Origin of the sequence: Cellulomonas jepli, from assembly GCF_047229345.1 — a bacterium.
Taxonomy (GTDB): domain Bacteria; phylum Actinomycetota; class Actinomycetes; order Actinomycetales; family Cellulomonadaceae; genus Cellulomonas_A.
This window is the reverse complement of sequence record NZ_JBFTER010000022.1, coordinates 16700-35823: the sequence shown is the minus strand read 5'-3', so window position 1 is coordinate 35823 and position 19124 is coordinate 16700. Positions and strand designations below refer to the sequence as shown.

General features: G+C 75.3%; 19 protein-coding genes and 1 pseudogene. 9 read left to right on the top strand and 11 right to left on the bottom strand.

All coding sequences use genetic code 11. The features are described 5' to 3' along the window. Nucleotides 1–21: 21 nt before the first annotated feature. Both AB6N24_RS07565 and AB6N24_RS07560 read right to left on the bottom strand, forming a co-directional pair. Nucleotides 22–1320: pseudogene (locus AB6N24_RS07565) on the bottom strand (MFS transporter). A gap of 152 nt (nt 1321–1472) precedes the next feature. Next, nucleotides 1473–2120 (bottom strand): carbonic anhydrase, encoded by a 648-nt coding sequence (locus AB6N24_RS07560; protein ID WP_412868800.1) that lies wholly within the window; start codon nt 2118–2120, stop codon nt 1473–1475. Between the two features lie 139 nt (nt 2121–2259). On the opposite strand from AB6N24_RS07560, the gene AB6N24_RS07555 reads away from it, so the two are divergent. After that, nucleotides 2260–3720: a glycoside hydrolase family 15 protein gene (locus AB6N24_RS07555; RefSeq protein ID WP_412868799.1), complete on the top strand. Its 1461-nt coding sequence runs from the start codon at nt 2260–2262 to the stop codon at nt 3718–3720. 94 nt (nt 3721–3814) lie between these two features. Here the strand turns inward: AB6N24_RS07555 and AB6N24_RS07550 are convergent, their stop codons facing one another. The 3 genes from AB6N24_RS07550 to xseA form a co-directional block, all read right to left on the bottom strand. After that, nucleotides 3815–4750, bottom strand: a complete 936-nt coding sequence (locus tag AB6N24_RS07550; RefSeq protein ID WP_412868798.1) for a carbohydrate kinase family protein — start codon at nt 4748–4750, stop codon at nt 3815–3817. Then, nucleotides 4747–5040 carry an exodeoxyribonuclease VII small subunit gene (locus tag AB6N24_RS07545; RefSeq protein ID WP_412868797.1) on the bottom strand — a complete coding sequence of 98 codons (294 nt, stop codon included), beginning with the start codon at nt 5038–5040 and terminating at the stop codon, nt 4747–4749. Before AB6N24_RS07545 ends, AB6N24_RS07550 begins: the two co-directional genes overlap by 4 nt. A 112-nt stretch (nt 5041–5152) precedes the next feature. Then, entirely contained in the window at nt 5153–6376 is a 1224-nt protein-coding gene (gene xseA, locus AB6N24_RS07540; protein ID WP_412868810.1) for an exodeoxyribonuclease VII large subunit, read from the bottom strand. A 380-nt stretch (nt 6377–6756) separates the two neighbouring features. Here xseA and AB6N24_RS07535 point away from each other — a divergent pair, with 380 nt between their 5' ends. Further along, on the top strand, nt 6757–7779 hold the full coding sequence (locus AB6N24_RS07535) for a 4-hydroxy-3-methylbut-2-enyl diphosphate reductase (protein ID WP_412868796.1): 1023 nt from the start codon (nt 6757–6759) through the stop codon (nt 7777–7779). Nucleotides 7780–7828: 49 nt separating this feature from the next. On the opposite strand, the gene AB6N24_RS07530 is transcribed toward AB6N24_RS07535, so the two are convergent. Next, complete coding sequence (locus tag AB6N24_RS07530; protein WP_412868795.1) at nt 7829–8320, bottom strand: hypothetical protein; 492 nt, start codon at nt 8318–8320, stop codon at nt 7829–7831. Nucleotides 8321–8362: 42 nt separating this feature from the next. After that, entirely contained in the window at nt 8363–9688 is a 1326-nt protein-coding gene (locus AB6N24_RS07525) for a DNA recombination protein RmuC (protein ID WP_412868794.1), read from the bottom strand. A gap of 112 nt (nt 9689–9800) precedes the next feature. On the opposite strand from AB6N24_RS07525, the gene AB6N24_RS07520 reads away from it, so the two are divergent. The 3 genes from AB6N24_RS07520 to ychF all read left to right on the top strand — a co-directional run bounded on the left by AB6N24_RS07520 (nt 9801) and on the right by ychF (nt 13404). Next, the gene (locus AB6N24_RS07520) at nt 9801–10658 is read left to right on the top strand and encodes an ABC transporter ATP-binding protein (RefSeq protein WP_412868793.1); all 858 of its coding nucleotides are present in this window, start codon (nt 9801–9803) and stop codon (nt 10656–10658) included. After that, complete coding sequence (locus AB6N24_RS07515) at nt 10628–12190, top strand: hypothetical protein (protein WP_412868792.1); 1563 nt, start codon at nt 10628–10630, stop codon at nt 12188–12190. The genes AB6N24_RS07520 and AB6N24_RS07515 overlap by 31 nt, the downstream gene beginning before the upstream one ends. 128 nt (nt 12191–12318) lie before the next feature. Next, on the top strand, nt 12319–13404 hold the full coding sequence (gene ychF, locus AB6N24_RS07510) for a redox-regulated ATPase YchF (protein ID WP_412868791.1): 1086 nt from the start codon (nt 12319–12321) through the stop codon (nt 13402–13404). A 70-nt stretch (nt 13405–13474) separates the two neighbouring features. On the opposite strand, the gene AB6N24_RS07505 is transcribed toward ychF, so the two are convergent. Next, nucleotides 13475–13930 carry a GyrI-like domain-containing protein gene (locus AB6N24_RS07505; protein WP_412868790.1) on the bottom strand — a complete coding sequence of 152 codons (456 nt, stop codon included), beginning with the start codon at nt 13928–13930 and terminating at the stop codon, nt 13475–13477. 225 nt (nt 13931–14155) lie between these two features. Between AB6N24_RS07505 and AB6N24_RS07500 the strand changes: the two genes are divergently transcribed. Next, nucleotides 14156–14791 carry a hypothetical protein gene (locus AB6N24_RS07500; protein ID WP_412868789.1) on the top strand — a complete coding sequence of 212 codons (636 nt, stop codon included), beginning with the start codon at nt 14156–14158 and terminating at the stop codon, nt 14789–14791. A gap of 130 nt (nt 14792–14921) precedes the next feature. Here AB6N24_RS07500 and AB6N24_RS07495 read toward each other — a convergent pair whose 3' ends face one another. The 3 genes from AB6N24_RS07495 to AB6N24_RS07485 all read right to left on the bottom strand — a co-directional run bounded on the left by AB6N24_RS07495 (nt 14922) and on the right by AB6N24_RS07485 (nt 17045). Continuing rightward, the gene (locus AB6N24_RS07495) at nt 14922–15386 is read right to left on the bottom strand and encodes an iron chaperone (protein ID WP_412868788.1); all 465 of its coding nucleotides are present in this window, start codon (nt 15384–15386) and stop codon (nt 14922–14924) included. Nucleotides 15387–15541: 155 nt separating this feature from the next. Next, a complete protein-coding gene (locus AB6N24_RS07490; RefSeq protein WP_412868787.1) occupies nt 15542–16141 on the bottom strand; it encodes a DinB family protein in 600 nt (199 codons plus the stop codon). Beyond that, nucleotides 16083–17045 (bottom strand): DMT family transporter, encoded by a 963-nt coding sequence (locus AB6N24_RS07485; RefSeq protein ID WP_412868786.1) that lies wholly within the window; start codon nt 17043–17045, stop codon nt 16083–16085. The genes AB6N24_RS07490 and AB6N24_RS07485 overlap by 59 nt, the downstream gene beginning before the upstream one ends. A 39-nt stretch (nt 17046–17084) precedes the next feature. Between AB6N24_RS07485 and AB6N24_RS07480 the strand changes: the two genes are divergently transcribed. The 3 genes from AB6N24_RS07480 to AB6N24_RS07470 all read left to right on the top strand — a co-directional run bounded on the left by AB6N24_RS07480 (nt 17085) and on the right by AB6N24_RS07470 (nt 19097). Continuing rightward, entirely contained in the window at nt 17085–17648 is a 564-nt protein-coding gene (locus AB6N24_RS07480; protein WP_412868785.1) for a MarR family winged helix-turn-helix transcriptional regulator, read from the top strand. Nucleotides 17649–17702: 54 nt separating this feature from the next. After that, entirely contained in the window at nt 17703–18116 is a 414-nt protein-coding gene (locus AB6N24_RS07475; RefSeq protein WP_412868784.1) for a hypothetical protein, read from the top strand. Between the two features lie 144 nt (nt 18117–18260). Then, the gene (locus tag AB6N24_RS07470) at nt 18261–19097 is read left to right on the top strand and encodes an SDR family oxidoreductase (RefSeq protein ID WP_412868809.1); all 837 of its coding nucleotides are present in this window, start codon (nt 18261–18263) and stop codon (nt 19095–19097) included. Nucleotides 19098–19124: the final 27 nt, after the last annotated feature.

Below are 19124 nucleotides of genomic sequence, written 5' to 3'. Positions count from 1 at the left end.
CTCACCGGGCCCCGGGGAGCGTCAGCGGGTCACCGGCGTGGCCTGCGCCACGGCGTCGGGCTCGGACGCGGGGTCGGGCTCGGGCTCGGACGCGGGCTCGGGTGCGCGGTCCCGGCCGAGCGCGCGCCACCCGACGAGCGCCGCGAGGGCGATCCCCGCGCCGCCCGCCGCGAAACCGACCCGGGGCCCGGCGTGGTCGGCGAGCGTGGCGACCGCGAGCCCCGTCACCGGGCTGAGGCCCGGCAGCGCCATGGTCCACACCCCGAGCGTCCGGCCCCGCAGCCCGGGGGCCGCGCGCAGCTGCACGAGCGTGTTCGCGGCGGTGATGCACCAGATCGACACGAAGCCGGTGACGGCCATCGCGGCGAACGCGACCCCGGCGGTCGGGGACAGCCCGGTCAGCGCCATCGCGACCCCGGTCCCGAGCGCGAGAACCCGGACGCCCGCGCCGGTCGGCTGCCCGAGCCGTGCGGCGACCAGTGCGCCCGGCAGCGCGCCGAGCCCGAAGCTCGCGAGCAGCGCCCCGTACCCGGCACCGTCCATCCCGAGCGCGCGCGTCGCGAGCAGCGGGAACAGCAGCGAGGCGTTGAACAGCACGCCGCTCGCGGCGGCCACGAGCACGCACGCGCGCAGCACCGGCGTCGACCACACGTAGCGCAGGCCCGCGCGGGCGGCGCCGCGAGCACGGGGTGCGGAGCCGGGAGCCGGGCCGCTCGACGCCGGCCGGTAGCGCCACAGGACGAGCAGCGGGGCGACGTACGAGACCGCGTTGGCCGCGAAGCACGCGGTGGGGCCCGAGAGCGTGAGCAGCAGCCCGCCCACCGCCGGCCCGACGACGCGCGAGGTGTTGAGGATCACCTCGTACAGGCTCACGGCGCTCGCGAGCCGGTCCCGCCCGACGAGGTCCATGACGTACACCTGACGCGTCGGGGCGTCGATCGCGTTCACCGCTCCGCTCAGCGCGTTCACGAGCAGCAACGACTACAGCTGCGCGGAGCCCGACGCGCTCAGCGCCGTCAGGACCAGCGCGAGCGCGACGAAGGCCGACTGGGTGACCACGAGCAGGCGCCGCCGGTCGACGCGGTCCGCGAGCCCGCCCGTCCAGGCGCCCCCGAGCAGCACGGGCAGGAGCGTCGCGGCGGAGAGCAGCGCGAGGTCGACCGCGCGCCCGGTGAGCTCGAGCACGAGCCACGCCGTCCCGACCGACTGCGTGATGAGGCCCGACGCCGACAGGACCTGGCTCGCGAACCACGCGCGGTACGCGGGGACCTGCAACGACGCGAAGGTGCCGGGTCCGGGGCGCTGGGGGAGTCGGGGCACGCGTCGACCCTGGCATCCCCCCGCGGGTGGGGCGAACGCATTCTCGCGCCGTGGACCTCGTCGACGGCGGGACCGGCGAGCGCACCGCTGCGGGCCCGCCGCTGCGCGCCCGCCGCTGCGCGCCCGCGGAGCGGGCGGTGCCGCGTCGCGCGTCAGACCCCGGCGGGCCCGACCGACTCCGTGACCTGCGCGCGGCCGTCGGCGAGCGTGTACTCGACGCCCAGGATCGCGCAGCGGCCCTCCGCGACCGCCTCGGCGAGCGACTTCGAGTAGCCCTGCAGCATCTGCACGGTGTGCCGCACGTGCTCGTGCCCCAGCTCGGCCGCCGACAGCGACGCGAACGTGCGCCCGTCCGGGCCGCTCGCGATGTTCACGATGCTCGGGATCACGCGGTCGACGATCGCGCGCACGAACCCGTCGGGCAGCTCGCCGGTCGTGAGCGCCGTCGTCGCCGCCGCGACCGCACCGCAGCTGTCGTGCCCGAGGACGAGCACCAGCGACGCGCCGAGCACGTTCACGCCGTACTCGATCGACCCGATCACGGTCGTGTCGAGCACGTGGCCCGCGGTCCGGACGACGAACACGTCGCCGAGCCCCTGGTCGAAGATGATCTCGGCGGCGACCCGGCTGTCGGAGCAGCCGAAGACGACCGCGAAGGGCGCCTGCGCGACGCTCAGCTCGCTGCGCCGGTCGACGCCCTGCGACGGGTGCAGCATCTCGCCGCGGACGAAGCGCTCGTTGCCCTCCTGGAGCCGCTTCCAGGCCTCTGCGGGGGTGGTGGTGGGGGTCACGAGGCACATGCTGGCAGGTCGTCGGACGACCCGCGCGGTCGGCTCGCAGAGCGGTCACCCGGGGCTGTCGCCCTGGGCGGCCCAGGGTGCCGAGCTCCGGCCGTACTAGAGTTCCCGGGTGCCAGGCCGACGACTCCGACGTGCCGCCGTGCCCGCCGTGGTCGCGGCTGCGACGCTGCTCCTCGCCTCGTCGTCGGTCGGTGGGCCGCGCCCCTACGCGGAGCCCGCGCTGCGCACCCAGGCCGCGCTGCTCTCGGTCGACGACGTGGTCGTGGCGGTCGGCCCCGACGAGGAGGTCGCCCGGTTCGAGGGCAGCAACGTGACCGCCGCCGTCGTGAGCGCCGCCGACGAGGACGCACGTGCGGCCACCGAGCGGCACGCGGAGCTCGAGGCGCTCGCGGAGACCCAGCGCGACTGGCTCGCCGCGGGCACGGTGCCCGGGCCCGAGCGGTACGCGGACATGGCGCGGCAGGCGCTGCTCGACCTCGACACGCTCACGCTCGACAACGGCGCGGTCCTCGCCGGGCCGACCGCCGCGTGGCTCTACTCCTGGCCGCGGGACGCGAGCTTCGTCGCCGTCGCGCTCGCCCGCACGGGGCACGCCGACGACGCCGCCCGGATCCTGGGCCACCTCGCGCGCGTCCAGGAGGCCGACGGCACGTTCCAGGCCCGGTACCTGCCCGACGAGAGCGGCGTGCCCGACGACCGCGGCACGCAGCTCGACGGCGGTGCGTGGTACCTGTGGGCCGCCGCCGAGTGGTACGCGGCGGCCGACGACGAGACGCGCGCCTCGACGCTCGACTCCCTCGCCCCCAGCCTGACCAGCGCGCTCGCCGCGATCGAGGGCGCGATCGACCCGGTCACCGGGATGCCGCGACCGTCGCCGGACTACTGGGAGGTCCGCGAGACCCGCACGACGCTTGGCGTCGTCGCGCCGATGCTCCTCGGGGCGCGAGCCGCGCAGGAGCTCGCGCAGTCGGTCAGTGCCCGTGCGACCCCGACCGCGCCGGGCGCCGCGACCGGGCTGGACACCGCGACCGCGCTGGACACCGCGACCGCTCCGGGTGCCGCGACTTCGCCGGGCGCCGCGACCGCGCCGCGCGCCGGGACTCCTCCGGATGCCGGACCCGCGTGGTCGACGGCGTTCGAGGCGCGCGCCACGTCGGTCGAGGCGATGCTCGAGCGCGCAGTCGCGACCCGGTTCGCCCCGCTCGGGTACCCGCGGCACGACGGTGGCGACGTGCGGGACGCTGCGGTCGCCTTCCTCATGCCGCCCTTCGCGTCGGGCTCGCCCGACGTCACCGCGGCGTGGCTCGAGGCCGCGGACGGCATGGCGCGGCCCGCGGGCGGGCTCGCCCCCGGGGCCGGCTGGAAGGCCGACGGCATCTCGTGGACCCCGCAGACCGCGCTGTTCGCGCTGACGGCCGCCGGCTCCGGCCGGGTCGACGAGGCCCGCAGCCGGCTCGACTGGCTCGACGCGCACCGCACCGACGCCGGGTCGCTGCCCGAGAAGGTGCTGTGGGACGGGCGGCCCGCCGACCTCGCGCCGCTCGCCTGGACCGCCTCGCTCGTGCTGCTCACCCTCGACGAGCTCGACGCGCAGGACTGACGTCCGGCCCTGCGCGCCCGGCACGCCGTCCGCGTCGAGGTGGCCCACCGGGGCCGGGTGCGCGTACGTGCCAGGCGACCGCGGCGACCGCGCGTCAGCCCTCGCCGAGCTCCGCGGAGGTCGGGGGGTTCGCGCCCGGGCGCGAGACCGTGATGGCCGCGATCCGCACGCACCGCACGAGCACCTGCTCGAGCGTCGCCGCGTCGATCGAGCGCAGCGCCTCGCGGCGGTCCGCACCGAGCAGCCCGGCGGACCAGAGGCCGTCGATGAGCCCGGACATGAACGAGTCGCCCGCACCGACCGTGTCGGCGACCTCGACGCTCTCGGCGGCGATCGCGAGGCGGTCGCCGGACGCGGTGCACGCGAACGCGCCCTCGCCGCCGTGCGTCACGACCACGACGGCCGGCCCGCGGCGGACCCAGTCCTCGGCGATCTCCGCGGGCGCGACGCCCGGCATGAGCCAGGCGAGGTCCTCGTCGCTGACCTTGACCACGTCGGCCTGCGCGACGAGCGCCTCGACGAGCGGCAGGGTGACCGCGGGCGCGGCCATGAGCGCGGGGCGCAGGTTCGGGTCGTACGTGACGGTCGACGTCGCGCGGTGCTCCGCGAGGAGGCGGGCGACGGCCTCGCCGCCCGGGGGCAGCACCGCGGCGATCGACCCGGTGTGCACCACGACCGGGGCGCCGTCGGAGGAGTCCCACGTCGCCGGCAGGTCCCACTCGAGCTCGAAGTCGTAGGTCGCGCCGCCCTCGGTGTCGAGCGTCGCCGCCGCCGTGGACGTCGCCGGTGCGACCCGGTCCCCGCGCAGCACGTGAACGCCGTCCTGCTCCAGGTGCGCGCGCACGAGGTCGCCGTGCGGGTCGTCGCCGAGCCACGTCAGCAGCTCGGCGGTGCGGCCGAGCCGCGCGAGCCCGAGCGCCACGTTCGCCGGGCTGCCGCCCGGGTGCTCGCTGACCGAGCCGTCGGTGCGCCGGACGATGTCGACGAGGGCCTCGCCGACGACGAGCGCGCGCTCGTTCGCGGCGTTCACCGCGCACCGCCCGCGGACGCCGTGGCGTCGGACGCCTCGGGATCACGCCCGGGCTCGTCGCCCCGCGCCGAGGCGAGCCGCTCGCGCGCGCCGTCGAGCCACTCCTGGCAGCGTGCGGCGAGGACCTCACCCCGCTCCCAGAGCACGAGGGACTCCTCGAGCGTCGCCCCGCCGGCCTCGAGCCGGGCGACGACGGCGACGAGCTCGTCGCGCGCCTGCTCGTAGCTCAGGTCGTGCGCGTCGTCGAGGGGTGCAGCGGGTGTGGGCGCGGGCTCGGTCGTCTTCGGCACGAGGTCAAGTCAACCAGCACCCGCCCACCTCGCGCGCGTGCGGTCACGACGAACGATCACCGAGGTGCCCGGACCGAGGTGGCGGGGACCCGGTCGTGGGCGGCCCGTGCCCTCAGCCGCCGCTCGTGACCGCCGCGTGGATCTCGCCGTGCGCGACCCGGACGCGCAGGTCGTCGCCCGCCGTGACGTCCTGCGGGTCGCGGACGACCGCCCCGTCGGCCCGCTGGACCACCGCGTAGCCGCGGGCGAGCGTCGCGGCCGGCGACAGCGCCCGGACCTGGGCGGCGAGCCGGGCGGTGTCGGCCCCCGCGCGCACGAGCGCCTGCTCGAGCGCGCGCCGCGCACCGTCGCGCAGCCGGTGCACGTCCTGCTCGCGGGACTCGACGAGCCGCTCGGGCGTCGCGAGCACCGGGCGGCTGCGCAGCGAGTCGAGCCCCGACTGCTCGCGCGTGACGCGGTGCACGAGCGCGCCCCGCATGCGGCTGCGGGCCTGCGTGAGGCGCGCCCGCTCCTCGCCGACGTCGGGCACGACGTGCTTCGCGGCGTCGGTCGGAGTCGACGCGCGGTAGTCCGCGACGAGGTCGAGCAGCGGGCAGTCGGTCTCGTGGCCGATCGCGCTGACGAGCGGCGTGCGGCACGCGGCGGCCGCGCGCACGAGCGCCTCGTTGCTGAACGGCAGCAGGTCCTCGACGGCGCCGCCGCCGCGCGCGACCACGATGACCTCGACCCGCGGGTCCGCGTCGAGCTCGGCGATCGCCGCGCTCACCTGGGCGACCGCGCCGACGCCCTGCACCGCGACCTCCCGGATCTCGAACTCGACCTGGGGCCACCGCGCCCGGGCGTTGACGACGACGTCGTGCTCCGCCTTCGACTCCCGCCCGCACACGAGGCCGACGACGCGCGGGAGGAACGGCAGCGGCACCTTCCGGCGGGCGTCGAACAGCCCCTCGGCGGCGAGGACGCCCTTGAGGTGCTCGATCCGGGCGAGCAGCTCGCCGACCCCGACGGCTCGCACCGCGTCGGCCTGCATCTGCAGCGACCCGCGCTTGGTCCAGAACTCCGGCTTGGCGTGCACGACGACGCGCGCGCCCTCCTCGACGGCAGCCCCGGACGCGGCGAGCACCCCGACCTTGAGCGAGACGGGCAGCGACATGTCGACGTCCGTGTCGCGGAGCGTGAGGAACGCGACCCCGGCGCCCGGGCGCCGGTTGAGCTGGACGACCTGCCCCTCGATCCACACCGGAGCCATGCGCGCGACGTACTCGGCGATCTTCGAGGAGAGCAGGCGGACCGGCCACGGGCGCTCCGCCGTGGTGTCGAGCGCCCGCAGGGGCATGCGGCGCGGCGCGGCGGCGTCCGTCGGGTCCACGGGAGCAGGCGCTGCGGGCGCCGAGCCGGCCCCGGGCAGGCGCGCCGCCGCGGGTCCGGACACCGGCACCGCACCGCCCGAGGGCCCGGCTCCGCCCGTGCGTCCGCTGTCCTGCGCCTCACCCGTCGACCTCACGCGCACACCCTGCCACGACCCGCGGACACACCCGCTGTCACGGCCCAAGGCCCTGAGGTGCCCGGCGCCGCGCTCCTCGCGCCCGTCGAGGACCGCCGCGGGCCGTCCCCACACACCGTCCCCGCAGGACCTGCGCATTCCCGCCCGAGGGGTGACCCACCCCACGCACCGGCGCCGGTCCGCGCGCCCGACCCGTTGCCTAGACTGAGGACGTGAACCTCGATACCGCGACCCCCGCGCGCAAGCGGGTCCTGCTCGCCGCGCCCCGCGGGTACTGCGCCGGCGTGGACCGCGCGGTCGTCGCCGTCGAGAAGGCGCTCGACCACTACGGCGCCCCGGTGTACGTCCGCAAGGAGATCGTCCACAACAAGCACGTCGTCGAGACGCTCGCCGCGCGCGGCGCGATCTTCGTCGACGAGACCGACGAGGTCCCGGTCGGTGCGCGCGTCGTCTTCTCGGCGCACGGGGTCTCCCCGGCCGTGCACGCGGCGGCCGCCGCGCGCTCGCTCGAGACGATCGACGCCACGTGCCCGCTCGTGACGAAGGTCCACAAGGAGGCCGTGCGCTTCGCGTCGGACGACTACGACATCCTGCTCATCGGCCACGACGGCCACGAGGAGGTCGAGGGCACGTACGGCGAGGCCCCGGACCACATCCAGGTCGTCAACTCGCCCGACGACGTGGGCTCGGTGACGGTGCGCGACCCCGACAAGGTCGTGTGGATCTCGCAGACCACGCTGTCGGTCGACGAGACGATGGAGACGGTCCGCCGCCTGCGCGAGCGCTTCCCGACGCTGCAGGACCCGCCGAGCGACGACATCTGCTACGCGACGCAGAACCGCCAGGTCGCGGTCAAGAAGCTCGCCCCGGAGTGCGACCTCGTGCTCACGGTCGGCTCGGCGAACTCGTCGAACTCGGTGCGCCTCGTCGAGGTCGCGCTCGATGCGGGAGCCCGCTCGTCCTACCGGATCGACAAGGCCGCGGAGATCGACCCCGCGTGGCTCGAGGGCGTCACGACCGTCGGCGTGACCTCGGGGGCGTCGGTCCCGGAGATCCTCGTCCGCGACGTGCTCGACGCGCTCGCGGCGCACGGCTTCGGCGAGGTCGAGGAGGTCCGGACGGCGACCGAGGACCTCATGTTCTCGCTGCCCAAGGAGCTGCGGACGACGCTCAAGAAGAGCGGTGGCAACCCGGGCCGGGGCGCCCGGCGGGAGCTCAGCGTCCAGCCGCTCTGACGTCCGGCGGCGCCGGTTGGGGGGACACCTCGAACGGGGTCGCGTCGGGTCAGAGGCGCCAGTCGTACGCGTAGACCCCGACGAGGGTCAGCGCCGACCCCTCGGGCGTGCCCGCACCCCGGCGGGCGTCGTGGTCGTAGACGAGCACCAGCCCGGTGTGATCGTCGGTACGCAGCCGCGCGAGGTCGACCGCCGCCGCGTCCGCGAACGAGGCACCGGCGGAGTACCCGGTGAGCTCGGCGACCGGGTCGTCAGCGGGTTCGACGAACGCGTCCACCTCGAGCAGCTCGGGGTCCACGGAGACGAGCCCCGCGTCGACCTCGAGCCGGAACGGGCTGCGGTCCCCGTCGGCGTCGAGCGGCAGCAGGCGGTACTCGTCGAGCCGCTCCGGCTGCACGGTGGTCAGGAAGATGCTGACGACGCCGGCCCGCGCGCTGCCCGGGCCGACCGGGGCGTCCTCGCCGACCGGGGTGTCCTGGTCCGCGGTGTCGTTGTCCGCGGTGTCGTGGTCCGCGGTGTCATGATCCGTCATTTCGGTCATCCTGACATGTTCTCGGTGGATCGCACCCAGGCGCCGCGGTGCTCACGCGTTGGACGCCGCGTGGCCGCCCCCGCTCAGGTCGTCGAGCGCCACGGCGTGCTCGCTCGCGAACGCCACGAGCTCCGGGGCGCTGACGGCCGACAGGCGGGGGTTCGACGCCGGCGGGGTCTCGAGGTCACCGTCGACGACGTGCAGGTCGGAGAACCGTCGTGCGCTCACCAGGACGCGGGTCTCGAGCGAGGAGACCGTCTGGTTGTACGCGCCGGCCGCGGCGTCGATCGAGCGGCCGAGCCGGGCGAGGTGCGAGCCGAGCGTCGCGAGCCGGCCGTGCAGCTCCTTGCCGAGGCTCAGCACGGCCTGCGCGTTGGACGCGAGCGCGTCCTGCCGCCAGGCGTACGCGACCGTCCGCAGGAGCGCGAGCAGCGTCATCGGGGTCGCGATCACGACGTTGCGCTCGAACGCGTGCTCGACGATCGTCGGGTCCTCGTCGAGCGCCGCGTGCAGGAACGACTCGGCGGGCACGAACATCACGACGAACTCGGGCGCGGGGGCGAACTGGTCCCAGTACCGCTTCGCGGCGAGGTCGTCGACGTGGGCGCGCAGGTGGCGCGCGTGCGCCGCGAGCCGGTCGGCGCGCACGGCCTCGTCGGTCGTCGTCGAGGCGTCGAGGAAGCCGAGGAACGCGACCTTGGCGTCCACGACGACCTGCTTGCCGCCCGCGAGCCGCACGACCATGTCGGGGCGCAGGAGCCCGTCGTCCGTGCGCACCTGCGCCTGCTCGACGAAGTCGACGTGCGCGAGCATGCCGGCCGACTCGACGACCCGGCGCAGCTGGATCTCGCCCCAGCGCCCGCGCACCTGCGACGAGCGCAGTGCGGTCACGAGCTGGGCGGTCTCGGTGCGCAGCAGCTCCGACTGCTCGCGCATCGCCCGGACCTGCTCGCGCAGCGACGCGTGCCCCTCGACACGCGCCCGCTCGGCGGTCGTCAGCTCGGAGCGCACGGCGTCGAGCGTGCGGCTCAGCGGCTCGACGAGCGCCCGGACGGCCTGCTCGCGCTGCGCGAGCTCGCCCGCCTGCGTCTGGTGGCTCGCGGCGAGGCGCTGGTCGGCGAGCGCCAGGAAGTGCTCGTTGTTGTCGGCGAGCGCGTCGGCCGCGAGCGCGCGGAACTGCTCGGCCTGGCGGGCCTGGTCCGCCGCGAGGGCCTCGAGCCGCTCGGCGTGCGCGGCGGCCTCGGCCTCGAGCCGGGCGCGGGCGCGCACCGCGTCGACCTCGGCGGCGCGCAGGCGCCCGGCGGAGCGCGCGGCCGAGGCGAGCCAGCCCACGAGGCACCCGACGAGGAGCGCGGCGAGCGGGAGCAGGAGGTCCATGGCCGTCACCCTGCCAGAGCGCACCGACACGCCGGCCACGACCCGCGCCGTGTCCGTCCGGACCTCGCTGCGAACGTCCCCGCACGTCAGACGGCCGGTCTATCCTGACGCGATGCCGCCCGTGCCCGACGACACACCCTCCGACGCCCCGGCAGCCGCGGCCCACGCCGCACCGGCCCCCGGCGTCGCGCCCGTGCCCGACCGTCCGGCCGCCCTCGAGGTGCGCGGGCTCTGGAAGCGCTTCGGCGAGAAGATCGCCGTCGCCGGCGTCGACCTCCGGGTCCCGGCGGGGTCCTTCTACGGGCTCGTCGGGCCCAACGGCGCGGGCAAGACGACCACGCTGTCGATGGCCACCGGGCTGCTGCGGCCCGACTTCGGGCAGGTCCTCGTGCAGGGCCACGACCTGTGGGCCGACCCGGTCCGCGGCAAGGGCCTCCTCGGGGTGCTCCCCGACGGCGTCAAGCTGTTCGACCGGCTCTCCGGCGCGCAGCTCATCACCTACACGGGCCTGCTGCGCGGGATGGACCGCGAGACCGTCGCGCAGCGCGTCGGGGACCTGCTCACGGCTCTGGACCTCGCCGCGGACGCCGACACGCTCGTCGTCGACTACTCCGCGGGGATGACCAAGAAGGTCGCGCTCGCGTGCGCCCTCGTGCACGCCCCGCGCGTGCTCGTGCTCGACGAGCCGTTCGAGGCGGTCGACCCGGTCTCCGCCGCGAACATCCGCGAGATCCTCGCCGGGTACGTGGCCTCGGGCGGCACGGTCGTCGTGTCGTCGCACGTCATGGACCTCGTGCAGCGCATGTGCGACCACGTCGCGATCATCGCCGGCGGCCAGGTCCTCGCGGCCGGGACGATCGACGACGTGCGCGCGGGCTCGAGCCTCGAGGACCGGTTCGTCGAGCTCGTCGGCGGTCGCTCGACGGGAGAGGGGCTCGCGTGGTTGCGCACCTCGTCCGCCTCAAGCTGACCCTGCTGCGCAACGGGCTGCGGCGCAGCGCGTGGCAGGTCGTCGGGCTCGTGCTCGGGCTGCTGTACGGGCTCGGCATCGTGGCCGCGGTGCTCGTGGGCCTCGCCGCGCTGAGCACCCAGGACGTCGAGACGATCCGCCTCGCGCTCGTGCTCGGCGGCAGCCTGCTCGTCTTCGGGTGGTGGGTCGTGCCGCTCGTGGCGTTCGGCGTCGACTCGACCGTCGACCCGGCACGGTTCGCGACGCTCCCGCTCCCGCGGCGCACGATGCTCGCCGGGCTGAGCGCCGTCGGCCTCGTGGGGGTCCCGGGGCTCGCGACGACGCTCGTCACGCTCGGCACGGTGCCGACCTGGTGGCGTCAGCCGCAGGCGCTCGGGCCGGCGGTCGTCGGGGCGCTGCTCGGGCTCGCGCTGTGCGTGGTCGGCTCGCGCACCACGACCACGGTGCTCGCGCCGCTCGTGACCCGGCGCCGGTTCCGGGAGGTCGCTGCCGTCGCGGCGTTCCTGCCGTTCATGCTGATCGGTCCCATCGGGAGCGTGCTCGAGGAGCGGCTCTCGGGCAGCGAGGACATCTGGCCCGACGTGGTCCGGGTCCTGGGCTGGACGCCGTTCGGGGCCCCGTGGGCGCTGACGGCGGACGCGGCCGAGGGCGACTGGGCGGCGGGGCTCGCGAAGCTCGGCATCGCCGGGGCGACCCTCGCGGTGCTGCTGGTCGCCTGGTCGCGCGGGCTCGACGCCGCCCTCGTCCGCGGCCCGCAGGAGGGCCGGACGCGCAGCCGCACGCACGGCCTCGGCTTCTTCGGCCGCGTCCCGGCGACCCCGACGGGCGCCGTCGCCGCGCGGTGCCTGACCTACTGGCTGCGCGACGCGCGCTACGCCGCGGGCGTGGTGATCGTCCCGCTGCTGCCGGTGATCCTGTGGTTCAGCGCGGGCGACAGCTGGGTCATGCTCACGCTCGGCCCGCTCGTCGGCTACCTCATGGGGTGGACGGTCTCGGCGGACGTGGCCTACGACGGCACGCCGTTCTGGACGCACGTCGCGGCACCGATCGACGGGCGCGTCGACCGGGCCGGGCGCGCGTGGGCGGCCGGGGTGCTGGGCGTTCCCGTGACGGTCCTGCTCGCGCTCGTCTCGCTCCAGCTCACGGGGCGCTGGTCGCTCGCGCTGCCGGTGATCGGGGCCTCCGTCGGGGTCTTCGCGACGTCGCTCGGCGTCGCGAGCGCGGTCTCGTCGCGGCTCGTCTACCAGGTGCCCAAGGCAGGGGAGAGCCCGTTCTCGAGCGCGCAGGGCGGGGCGAGCGCGGGTCTGGTCGCGCAGCTCGTCGGCACCGGCGTGGTCTTCCTGCTGGGGCTGCCGACGCTCGGGCTCGCGGTCGCCGCCATCGTCACGGGCTCGACGCTCCTCGGCGTGCTCGCGCTCGTGGTGGGTGTCGCCGTCGGCGCCCTCGTGCTCGTGCTCGGGGTCCGGCTCGGCGGGACGATCTACGACCGGCGCGCCCCCGAGCTGCTCGAGCGCCTCGTCTCGTTCGGCTGAACGGCGCCCGCCGCTGCCGAGGCCGGGGTCCGTCGGCGCGACCCGGGGCTCCGAGCCCGGTCCGGTGTGCCCACCGGGCGTCCGCCCCCGCGACCGGGCGCCCAGGCGGGCCCGTAGGATGGCACGTCGTGGCACTCACCATCGGCATCGTCGGCCTGCCCAACGTCGGCAAGTCCACCCTCTTCAACGCCCTCACGCGCGCCCAGGTGCTCGCCGCGAACTACCCGTTCGCGACGATCGAGCCCAACGTCGGCGTCGTGCCCCTGCCGGACCCGCGCCTGCAGACGCTCGCGGAGATCTTCGGCAGCGAGCGGATCCTGCCCGCGACCGTGTCGTTCGTCGACATCGCCGGCATCGTCAAGGGCGCGAGCGAGGGTGAGGGGCTCGGCAACAAGTTCCTCGCGAACATCCGGGAGGCCGAGGCGATCTGCCAGGTCACGCGCGCGTTCGCGGACCCGGACGTCGTGCACGTCGACGGCAAGGTCTCCCCGAAGGACGACATCGAGACGATCAACACCGAGCTGATCCTCGCGGACCTGCAGACGCTCGAGAAGGCCGTGCCGCGCCTCGAGAAGGAGGTCCGCGCGAAGAAGGCCGACGCTGCGCTGCTCCAGGCGGCCCAGCAGGCGCAGGCCGTGCTCGAGGCGGGCGACACGCTGTTCCAGGGTGCGGCGAAGGCGGGCATCGACCCCGACCAGCTCGCGCAGCTCCAGCTCATGACGGCCAAGCCGTTCATCTACGTCTTCAACACCGACGACGCCGGGCTCGCCGACGAGGCCATGCAGGCCGAGCTGCGCGCGCTCGTCGCTCCGGCGGACGCGATCTTCCTCGACGCGAAGTTCGAGTCCGAGCTCGTCGAGCTCGAGCCCGACGAGGCCCGGGAGATGCTCGCCGAGAACGGCCAGGAGGAGGCCGGCCTCGACCAGCTCGCACGGGTCGGCTTCCACACCCTCGGCCTGCAGACCTACCTGACGGCAGGCCCCAAGGAGTCGCGCGCCTGGACCATCCACCGCGGCTGGACGGCGCCGCAGGCCGCGGGCGTCATCCACACCGACTTCCAGCGCGGGTTCATCAAAGCCGAGGTCATCGGCTTCGACGACCTCGTGGCTGCCGGGTCCGTCGCCGCCGCACGCGCCGCGGGCAAGGCGCGCATCGAGGGCAAGGACTACGTCATGGCCGACGGCGACGTGGTGGAGTTCCGCTTCAACGTGTGACGGTCCGGTGTGGCGGCGCTGCCGTCCGGTGCCACGCTCCGGACGAGGCCGCCGGCCACCGGTGCGGTGCTCAGGCCAGGGGGTAGATGATCCGCGTCTGCCACATCGCCGGCTCCAGCCCGCTCTCGGGTCCCGTGAGGTACTCCTCGTACATCGTGTGTCCCCCGGTGAGCCCGTTCTCCGTGATCCACCGCAGCAGCTCGTCGTAGGTCCGCTCCATGGCGTCGTACGGCCCGGTGTGGACCGCGACCACCGCTGGCCCCGTCGGCAGGTCGACGACCACGACGTCCCCGCTCGGTTCGAGCCGGTCGCGCGTCGGGAACCCGGCGGTCACGTCCACGGTCTCCGTGACGTCGCCCCGGTACAGACCTATCGGCGGCCCAGCAGGCTCCGTGCCGTGACTGCCGAGCTCGTCCGCCGCGGCGGTGAACGCTCGTGCGAAGAAGTCGGTCATCTGCGCCACGGGCACCACCTCCCGCAGCCCGACCAGCACCCGAGGCTCGAGCGTGATCCGTTCGACGTCCATGTCGTCCCTCCCGATGTTGCCGTGCACGGTCCTGCGCTTTTCATGCCTAACCCGCCGGCAGCGCGGGCGGCGACGGCCAAAGGTCCCGACATGGGGTGGTGCGCCCGTTCCGATGCACGCCACCGGGACCTACGACTCTGGCGCCGTCCGGCGCGTCGACGGGCAATGGATGTGCGGGGCGCATGAGCGACGGACCGCCGCCCCGCGCGGGAAAGGGGAACGGTGATGGACGCGAAGCAGGCTGTCCGAGCATACGAAGGTCTCGACGCCGCGGACCGCGAGGACTTTCTCAGGGACTGCGGCCTCCTGGTCCGCAGCAGCGGAGTGCCGCTGCCACCGCCCCTGGACGATGTCGCCGCGTCCGCGGAGCGGCTCGCCATAGCGATGAGCGTCCTCGGCACGAAGGACGAGCGGCGCGACGCGTCTGGGCCGGCCGCCGTGTTAGGCGGGGTGGCGACGAGCGTCGCCGCTCTGGAGGCGACCTCGACCGCGCTCGCGAAGTGGTGGGCGTCGGGAATGGCGCTCGTGGCTGCCGGAGGCACCGGACTCGTCGCGTGGCGTGTGGCGGCGGAAGGCTTCTGGGCGGATGCGGACACCGGCGTCCAGGTCGCACTGGTGATCGGCGCGGCAGTCGTGCTGTCTGCGGCCTTCATCGCGCTCGCGCTGGTTCTCGACGCTGACCTCCGGGCACGGAGCGGCGCGGGAGCCGCGCAGTACGCGGCGCGGGCGCGGATGGTGGACGCATACCTGCGGACCGCGAGATCGGGTCGCGCGGGCTCGGGAGACGACGACCTGCTCCTGGCGGCCGGAGTCTTCCACCAGCGAGCGCACGACGGGAGCTCGTCGCAGGCGACCGTCTAGGTCCTGCCTGGCTCGCGATCGGGCGTCGGCCTGGTGAGTCGCCGGTGGAGCCTCCGCCGCGACCGTGCGCCCAAAGCCGCGAGCGGGCCGCCTGGGAGCGAGCGCGGGCTTCCGGGCTGACCGCGGTCGATCAGGCGGCGGCGCGGGCCACGAGCTCGCGGATGCGCCCCTCGACGTCGTCCGAGAGCCCGGTCAGGGCGAAGGCCGTGGGCCACATCGAGCCGTCGTCGAGCCGGGCGACGTCGTTGAAGCCGAGGGTCGCGTACCGGCCCTTGAACTTCTCGGCCGCCGTGAAGAAGCACAGCACCTTGCCGTCCTTGGCGTACCCGGGCATGCCGTACCAGGTCCGGGGCGTGAGGTCCGGCGCGACCTCGCGCACGAGGGCGTGGACCCGCTCGGCGAGGGTGCGGTCGAGGCCCGTCATCTCGGCGATCTTCGCGAGCACCTCGGCCTCGGGGTCCACCTTCGCCTTGCCCTTCCGGCTCTGCGCCTTCAGCTCACGCGCGCGCTCCTTCATCGCGGCGCGCTCCTCGGCGCTGAACGTCGCGTCCCCGTCGGCGGGGGCGGTGTCGGCGTTCCTCTGGCTGGTGCTCATGGGTGGCTCCTCGTCCGGGGCTGGGGCGTCGTGTCGACCCTAGGCAGCGCGGCGTCGCTGCTGCTTCTCCGATCCTGACGGACCGACGGACCCGACGGACCGACGGACCGACTGGCTTCCGACCCCGCGACCGGCGGCCCGGCAGCCCGGCGCCGTCAGACGTCGGCGTCCGCAGCCTCGCGCGCCGCCCGCTCGAGGCGCTCCCGGTACGTCGCCCACCAGGTGCCGTCGACGTCGGGCAGGTTGTCGCCCGGCCTGCGCAGGCCGACGGAGCCGTCGACGAGCTCGCGCACGATGTCGGCGTGCCCGGCGTGACGGCTGAGCTCGGCCACCATGTGGACGAGGACGCGGTGCAGCGTGACCTCGTTGCGGTCCTCGGGCCACCACGGCACGCGGCCCACCGCGTCGAGCGGCAGCGCCTCGATGGTCGCGTCGGCGTGGTCCGCCGACCGCCGGTAGAACGCGACGACCTCGTCGCGGGACTCCTGCGCGGTGGCCCACATGTCGGCGTTGGTCTCCGCGTCGTCGGCGAGCCAGGGGAGCGACTCGCCGGAGGGGCGGCCGAACGTCACGCCGAAGTAGTCGAGCTGCACGCTCGCGGTGTGCTTGACGAGCCCGAGGAGGTTGGTCCCGGTCGGGGTCAGCGGACGGCGCGCGTCGTACTCGGAGAGCCCGTCGAGCTTGCTCAGCAGCGAGTCACGTGCCTCGCGCAGGTACCGGTGCAGGTCGGCCTTGGGGTCCGGGGGAGTGCTCATGCAGGTCACCCTGCCACCGAGCGCCGACGCTCGGGGCGGTCCTCGCGCCCCTGCCCGCCGGCCGGCGTGACGCGCCGAGCCCGATGCCACCCAGCACCAGCAGCATGCCGGCGACCTGGAGCGGCGTCAGCCGCTCCGCCGCGACCACGACGCCCAGGAGCGCGCCGGTCACGGGATTGAGGAGCCCGACGAGACCCACCGTGCCCGCCTCGAGCCGGGCGAGCCCGGCGAACCAGCAGACGTAGGCGAGGGCGGTCGCGACGAGGCTGAGGAACGCGAACGCGGCGACCTCGGTGCCGTCGAGCCGGGGCGGTGCGCCCTCGACGACGGCCGCGACGGGGACGAGCACGACGGCTCCGCCGAGCAGCTGCCACGCCGTGAGCGGCAGCACGGGGACGTCCGCGGACCAGCGCGTCGAGAGCACGAACCCGAGCGAGGACATCAGCATCGCGACGACCGAGGCGACGACGCCGCGCGGGTCGGGTGCGGACGCGCCGGTCAGCAGCATCGCACCGACGCCGACGACTCCGAGCGCCACCCCGGCCACGGACAGCCACCGCGGACGCTGGGCGAGCAGCGGCCATGCGAGCACCATCATGACCGCGGGCGAGGCCGACATGAGCGTCGCGGCGAGGCTCGAGGGCAGCAGCTGCGCGGCGACGTACACGAGCACGAAGAACGCGCCGATGGTGAGCGTCCCGAGCACGACGGAGCGCCACCACCACGAGCCGCGGGGCAGCCGCCGGGCGACGGCGAGCAGCACGAGGCCGGCGGGCAGGGCCCGCAGCACGCTGCCCCACAACGGGCTCTCGGCCGGCAGGAGCTGGCGGGTCACGACGTAGCTCGCCCCCCAGAGCACCGGCGCGACCGCGGTCAGGGCGACCCACCGCCATCTGTCTTCCATGGAAGGAACAATACCTTCCGTGGAAGATATAGTCCCGGGATGCCGCGCCGACCCGTGACCGACGCTCCCGTGCCCGCCCAGCCCGGCCGCCGCGACCTCCCCGACGAGCGGCACGAGCCGGACCGCGTCGCGCAGATCCAGCGGGAGTGGGCACGCGAGCGCCCGGACCTCGACGTCACGCCGCAGGGCGTCCTCGGGCGGCTGCACCGGCTCGCGGGCTTCCTCACGGAGGAGCTGGTCGACGTCTACCGCCGCCACGGGCTCGGCGAGGGCGACTTCGACGTCCTGGCGACGCTGCGCCGGGCCGGCGCCCCCTACGAGCGGGCGCCCTCCGAGCTCGCCGACCACACCATGGTCACGTCCGGGGCGATGACGAAGCGGGTCGACCGGCTCGTCGCGGCAGGGCTCGTGACCCGGCGCCGGAGCGAGGTCGACGGCCGGGGGCGCGTCGTCGCGCTCACGGACCGCGGCCGGGAGCTGATCGACCGCGCGATGGACGACCACATGGCGAACGAGCACCGGCTCCTCGAGGTGCTCACGCCGGAGCAGCGCGCCGAGCTCGAGGCCCTGCTCACGCACTGGCTCCGCGCCTACGGCGGCTGACCGCCGACCCCGGCGGGGGTACGGTGAGTCGCACCCGGACCAGGAGGCTGACTCATGGCGAGCACGAACCCCCTCACCGACGCGATCTCGCAGCTCGTGTCCCGCACGAACGGGGTCGTCAACGACCCGCAGGTGCGCACCTCGGTACGCCAGCTCGGCTCGGACCTCAAGGGGTTCGGCGGCGCGGTGGTGGACGGCTGGAAGAGCGCACGGACGACCGCTCCCGCCGCGTCCACGGAGGCCGCCGCGCCGCCGCCGCCCGCGCCCGAGTACCCGCCGGCCGCGGCCCCGCCCCCGGCCGCCGCCTACCCGCCGCCCGCCGCACCGCCGCCGGCCGCGTACCCGCCCGCACCGGAGCAGCCCGCGACCGGTTACGCCCCGCCCGCCCCGGAGCAGCCCACGACCGGCTACGTCCCGCCCGTGCAGCCTGCGGCCGAGCAGCCGGGGGAGCCCTACCGGCCGCAGTGACCGGCGGCCGGCCTCGGGACGCGGCGCGCGCACACGTGCGCGCGACCGCGCCCGGCACCGGACGCAGGATCCACCTCGCGGCGAGCGCCCGGAAAAGCGCGCGACCACCTCGCCGGACGTCCGTAGGTTGCTGCCGTGACCGACATGACCGACCCGACCGACGTGACCGACCCGACCGACCTGCCGTCCCCCTCGCTGCCCTTGTCCGGCCGGGTGGCCGTCGTGACGGGCGTGAGCCGTCGGCGCGGCATCGGCTTCGCGGTCGCCGCACGCCTCGCGTCGATGGGTGCGGACCTCGTCGTCCACCACTTCGCGCCGCACGACGCCGCTCAGCCGTGGGGGAGCGACGACGTCGCCGAGGTGCTCGCTGAGCTGCGCGGCCGGCTCGCCCCCGGCAGGCGCCTGGTCGACGTGAGCCTCGACCTGGGGCAGGCCGACGCGTCCGACGCCCTCGTGGCGGCGGGTGTCGCGGCGTTCGGCCACCTCGACGTGCTCGTGTGCAACCACGCGCGCAGCGGGGGCGACGGCCGGCTCGCGGACGTCACGGCCGCGATGCTCGACACGCACTGGGACGTCAACACCCGCGCGACGCTGCTCGCGACCCGCGCGTTCGCGGCGCAGCACGACGGCCGGCCGGGCGGCCGTGTCGTCTGGATGACGTCCGGGCAGCTGCACGGGCCCATGAGCGGTTCGATCGCCTACGCGGCGTCCAAGGCCGCGCTCGCGGGAGTCACCGCGTCGGTCGCTGCCGACCTCGCGGATCGCGGCATCCTGCTCAACACGGTGAACCCCGGACCCGTGAACACCGGCTACCTCGACGACCGGTCGGACCCGGGGATCGCCGGGGTGCACGCGAGCTTCCCCGGCGGCAGCGCGGGCGAGCCCGACGACCCGGCGCGGCTCATCGCGTGGCTCGTGAGCGACGAGGGGCGCTGGGTCGTGGGCCAGACGCTCAGCACCGAAGGCGGCTTCCGGCGCTGACCCGGTCCCGTGCGACGGGCCCGCGCA